Raw genomic sequence first — 4,781 nt, forward strand, 5'->3', positions numbered from 1 at the left:
CGCTCATCGGCCCCTACGGCGTCGCGATCGAGGTGCAGGTGCGCACCGAGCAGATGCACCGCATCGCCGAGGCCGGCGTCGCCTCGCACTGGATGTACAAGGACGACGACGCCTCGCTCTCGGAGCTGCAGAAGAAGACCCACCAGTGGCTCCAGTCGCTGCTGGAGATCCAGAGCCAGTCGGGCGACTCGCACGAGTTCCTGGAGCACGTCAAGTTCGACCTCTTCCCCGACGAGGTGTACGTGTTCACGCCCAAGGGCCGGATTCTGTCGCTGCCGCGCGGCGCGACCGCGGTGGACTTCGCCTACGCGGTGCACACCGACATCGGCAACCGCTGCGTCGCGGCGAAGGTGAACGGCGAGCTGGTGCCGCTCAGGACCGAGCTGAGAAGCGGCGACCGGGTGGAGATCATCACCACCGGCTACGCCAAGCCCAACCCGGCATGGCTGCAGTACGTGCGCACGGCGAAGGCGCGCTCCAACATCCGCCACTTCCTGAAGACCATGCAGTACGAGGAATCGGCCGCGCTCGGCGAGCGGCTGCTGGAGCAGGCGCTCAGGGGCTACGGCGTGGCGCTCGCAGACATAGACGAGGCGAGCTGGGAGCGGGTGATCCGCGAAACGGTCGGCCGCACGAAGCGCGAACTCCTCGCCGACATCGGTCTCGGCAAGCAGTTGCCGGCGGTGATCGCGCGGCGCCTGGCGATGCGCGCCGACGCCGAGGCGAAGCCGATCGGGCGCGCGGCGCAGGTCGTCATCCGCGGCACCGAGGGCATGGCGGTGCAGCTTGCGGCCTGCTGCCGCCCGATCCCGGGCGACGCGATCGTCGGCTCGATGAAGAAGGGCCAGGGGCTGGTGGTGCACGCCGCCGAGTGCCGCAGCATCGCGCGCTCGCGGCGCACCGAACCGGACCTGTGGATAGACGTCGAGTGGGACCGGGATACCACGCGCATGTTCCAGTGCGCGATCAAGGTGACGGTGGCCAACCAGCGCGGCGTGCTCGCCAAAGTCGCCTCGGCGATCGCCGAGGCCGGTTCCAACATAGACTCGATCAGCACGGACGAGGACCGCGCCGTCTTCACGACCATGCTGTTCGTCGTCGAGGTGGCGAACCGCCAGCACCTTGCGCGCGTGATGCGCGGGCTGCGCCGCATCGGCGAGGTGCAGAAAGTCCAGCGCCTGCGGGAATAGCGCTACCAGCCGGCGAGCGCGAGCTTGCCGACCATCGTCTTCGACTCGACGCGCGCGTGCGCGGCGCGCAGGTTCGCCGCGTTGATGGGCGAGAGCCGCTCGGTGAGGGTCGAGCGGATGTCGCCGGCGTCCACCCAGTCCGCAACGCGGCAAAGCAGACGGTGCTGCTCGATCATATCGGGCGTGCGGAAGGTCGGGCGCGTGAACATGCCCTCCCAGGCGAAGCGCAGGCTCTTTCGCTGGATGGCGATGATGTCGGCGGGCTTCTCATTCCGGACGATCGAGCAGATCGAGCCCTGCGGCTTCATGATGTCGGCGAGCTGCGGCCAGTACTGGTCCATGTCGGTGCAGATCAGCACGTAGTCCACCTCCGGTGCGCCGATCTGCGCCAGGCCGTCCTTGAGCGGCCGGCGGTGGTCAATCACCTGCGCCGCGCCGAGCTCGCGGCACCAGTTCTGCGACTGCGGCCGCGAGGCGGTGGCGATCACCTCCAGACCCAGCCGGCGCCCGATCTGGATCGCCATCGAGCCGACTCCGCCCGCGCCCCCGATGACGAGCAGGCTCGCACCCGCCCTGCCGCCAAGGGCATCCACTCCCATCCGATCCACCAGGCTCTCGTAGGCGGTGATCGTCGTGAGCGGCAGTGCCGCTGCCTGCGCAAAATCGAGCGTCGCCGGCTTGCGCCCGACGATGCGCTCGTCCACGAGCTGCTTCTCGGCGTTGCTGCCCGGGCGCTCGCGGGAACCGGCGTAATAGACCTCGTCGCCCGGCTGAAAGAGCGTCACCTTCTCCCCCACCGCCTCGACGACGCCGGCGGCGTCAAAGCCGAGGATGCGCGTTTCCCCCTTCGCGCCGGGCACCGCGAGCATGCGCATCTTGGCATCCACCGGGTTCACCGACACCGCCTCGACGCGAACCAGCAGATCGTGCCCGGTCGGCGCCGGCGGCTCGGGCACTTCGGCATCCACCAGCGAGCGCGGATCGGACGCGGGAAGAGGGTCGTAGGCGAGGATGGCTTTCATCGGTCGCGGGCCGCAAGCAGGACCGCGCATTGTTGCGCGCTCGCCGAGGGTACCGCATCGCGCGATGCGCTGCGCGCCCGTTCCGATCGCGTGCGGCCGAACTTTTGGTAGGTCGTGGCGGATTCGAACCGCCGACCAACGGATTAAAAGTTGTGGATTTCGCGTCCGCAAACCCTTCCGGACCTTGAAGAATGAGGTATTTAGGCCGTCGACTCGCCTCTGAATTTCTCTCTTTTGCGCCGATTTGCTGTCCGCTAGTGGCCCAAAAGTGTCCCAAACTAGCTTCGGACCGTCTCCGGTTCCTTCGTGTGGACCATGATGCCGACGACCGTAACACGTCGCCGCTGCCGCTTCTTAAGTTGCTCGATCGCGTCTGACGCGATGCTGAGGTGGTCTGGTCCCTGCACGGTGGATTTCCAAATCGACAGATCTTTCGTCCTGTCGGTACGAAACGTGATGATGCATTGGGCTCTCATGCTCCAACGCTATTCCGTTCCCCCGGATCCGTCATCCACTGTTTCGCCCGATTTTATTTCCTCCAGAACAAGCTCAATCTGAGGATACCGAGAGTTGGAGTTGAAAACGACCCGATAGACGTGGCCGGCGCGAAGGTCGTGCAGTGAGTACGCCATGTCGACCTTGGGATAGTCCCCACTCTCGGTATCAGCCACCTCATAGCGATACTTGAATTCTTTCTGCTTAAGTCGCTGATCGGTGATGATCCTGATCAGTTCGGTCTGGCCACGCATGGCCACGCTGCCGCGTTGGACGGACAGTGGACTTTGCTTCTTGCGAAGTGTCACCACAGACAGGGGTTTCTTCAGCAATCCTTTGGCGGATCGCTTTGCCAGCTTATCGACACCCTTGTTATATGGGTCCTTGGCATGCCCTTTGACCCACTGGAACGTCACCTTCCCTCGGCACTTGAGCAGAAGCCTAACTAGATCCTTCCAAAGAGCTGCGTGCTCTACGGGTCGTCCTTCGCGATTTCGCCACTTGGCTCGGCTCCATTCAAAAAGAGCGAGCTTGTGACAGTCAACTACGTACATCGAGTCAGTCCGAATCACGATCGTGCGAGCGCGATTGTGCCAATCATCCTTCAGGACCTGCTTGAGCGCTGCGACGCAGGCGTAAAGCTCCATCTGGTTGTTGCTCGAGCTTTTGTATCCCTGCAACTCAAACTCCTCAACGGAGTCCTCGCCAGCGTCGTTCGTCGTTACGAAAAGGAAGGCGGCACCACCTCTTCGTGGTTTGGAGTAGGAAGAACCATCGGTGTAAACGGTCAGATTTGCAGTCGCCACGACACTAGTCTGCGACAAAAGCACTAGGTAGGCCCCGCTCTTGGCGTGCAGTTAACTGCACACCGCGGTGGAGCGCGGCTTCAACGCCAAGCGAGAGGTTGCGACGCACCTTTGTCGCTACTGCGGTCGAGTTCTTCGAGTGCGAGCATACACGCGGCCTTCTTCTCGAGAAAGGCGCGGCCTTCGTTCGGAACTATCCGGCCATCCTGTACCCGCACCGTCTCAGGTTCGTCCAGATAGCTGAACTGCGACAGCTCCCACACAAGCCCGTACAGATCACCGAGGCTAAGTATCGTCTCCGCGAACTCAACGTATCTTGGATGCGCGTGCCAGATTACGTTCCTACCGTCCTTGATGCCCAAGAACTCGAGGTGGCTTGCATAGTTGATATGCGTCTTCTCATTCAGGAACCCGTATAGGCGCCCTGCTTCCGGCGCATACCGCTTCAGGTCCGAGATCGCCGCACGCCCACGCAATCTGTTCAAGTATCAAACGCGCGACGGCGTGGCCCTCGAATCGATGCCCTATCCGGTATAAGAAGTGCGCAGAGAGAAAGCTGGCTGGAAGGCGCTCCAGCACTACAGCCGCCGTAAAAACCCCTGGCGACGGTTCCGGGCGTCCGCCCGTTCGCAGTTTTGACCGCACGCTAGTTATGTAGCTCTTGGTCAACTTGTACGCGACGACGTAGGCTTGGACCAACGGATCGTCGGCCCTGCTCTCCGCTTCCTTTGCGCAATATTGGCGCTTGGCGTAGTCGATACTCGTCAGGCTAAGTGTCGAGGCGACCAGAGCTGCCCGGACGTTTTCGCGAACATTGCCGACATCACCACGTCGGATCATCGCGGCATGGGAGGCGGTGCCGACGACTTCGAAGTCTTCGAGCAGTTCTCTAAACGGATCGGGTGCAACAGCCGCGGGCAGCGGGGATTTGATCGCCATATGCGCTCCAAGACGCGGTACAGGCGACCACCCTAGCAGCAGGGCCGACTTGGTGCGAATGTGCGGCTAAATCGGGGATCTTAGGGATACTGGAGGGCACCCACCATTGCCCGCCGCCGACCTGGAACTAGAGTTACAAAGATCGGCCGTGAATTGGGCGGCGCCGCGTGCAGTTAACTGCAAAAGGACCTTCGATAATTGAGGGTTATCAGACCCCCGGTCCCCGCTAGTCGATGCCAAGCTCTCGAATTCGCTTAACTTCGACTGCTCCATTCCGGCCGGCGCGACGGCGCCATGGACGGAATAACGGGATGGATGATGAGCTTCGG

At 62.8% G+C, this 4,781-nt stretch carries 4 protein-coding genes; 1 reads left to right on the forward strand and 3 read right to left on the reverse strand.

The window, feature by feature from the left end:
- A partial coding sequence (locus tag VNM24_00005; protein HWQ36982.1) for a TGS domain-containing protein occupies positions 1–1,190 on the forward strand: 1,190 nt, incomplete at its 5' end.
- A gap of 2 nt (positions 1,191–1,192) precedes the next feature.
- On the opposite strand, the gene VNM24_00010 is transcribed toward VNM24_00005, so the two are convergent.
- The 3 genes from VNM24_00010 to VNM24_00020 form a co-directional block, all read right to left on the reverse strand.
- On the reverse strand, positions 1,193–2,212 hold the full coding sequence (locus VNM24_00010; GenBank protein ID HWQ36983.1) for a zinc-binding alcohol dehydrogenase family protein: 1,020 nt from the start codon (positions 2,210–2,212) through the stop codon (positions 1,193–1,195).
- Positions 2,213–2,697: 485 nt separating this feature from the next.
- A complete protein-coding gene (locus tag VNM24_00015; GenBank protein ID HWQ36984.1) occupies positions 2,698–3,513 on the reverse strand; it encodes a ribonuclease H in 816 nt (271 codons plus the stop codon).
- A gap of 399 nt (positions 3,514–3,912) precedes the next feature.
- Positions 3,913–4,452 carry a hypothetical protein gene (locus VNM24_00020; GenBank protein HWQ36985.1) on the reverse strand — a complete coding sequence of 180 codons (540 nt, stop codon included), beginning with the start codon at positions 4,450–4,452 and terminating at the stop codon, positions 3,913–3,915.
- Between the last annotated feature and the right edge of the window lie 329 nt (positions 4,453–4,781).

Source organism: Burkholderiales bacterium (assembly GCA_035560005.1).
Classification (GTDB): domain Bacteria; phylum Pseudomonadota; class Gammaproteobacteria; order Burkholderiales; family Eutrophovitaceae; genus DASRFY01.